Origin of the sequence: Stenotrophomonas sp. SrG, assembly GCF_050031795.1 — a bacterium.
GTDB classification, from domain to species: Bacteria; Pseudomonadota; Gammaproteobacteria; order Xanthomonadales; family Xanthomonadaceae; genus Stenotrophomonas; species Stenotrophomonas rhizophila_A.
Map to the genome: position 1 here is coordinate 1 of NZ_JBNBBE010000043.1, position 381 is coordinate 381.

Consider the following 381-nt stretch of genomic DNA (forward strand, 5'->3'; position numbering starts at 1 on the left):
CGCAAAGAAGTCCGCGTCCTCTGGAGCCGGCGTCGCCAGCCCGAGCACCTGCTGGAACAGCGCGGCCAGTGCCTGTTCCGTGGGCGTCTGCGCGCAGCGGCCGGCCGCATGGGTGTCCGGCAGCGGCAGCGCGGCGCGGTCGAGCTTGCCGTTGGCCGTCACCGGCCACGCCAGCACCACCACGATGGCCGCCGGCACCATGTACTCGGGCAGTTGGGTGCCGAGCACGCCGCGCAGGCTGCCAGCGTCCAGTGCGTCACCGGATACGTACGCCACCACACGGGCCGGCATGCCCGGGTCCTGGTCGCGCAGCAGCACCTCGGCGCGGGCCACGCCGGGCAGGCCGCGCACCGCGGCTTCAATCTCGCCCAGCTCGAGGCG

1 protein-coding gene is annotated in these 381 nt (G+C 74.3%); it reads right to left on the bottom strand.

Annotated features, from left to right (window positions below; genetic code table 11):
* The coding region (locus ACQG3P_RS18895; protein ID WP_426805890.1) for an AMP-binding enzyme at positions 1-381 on the bottom strand (381 nt) is incomplete at both ends.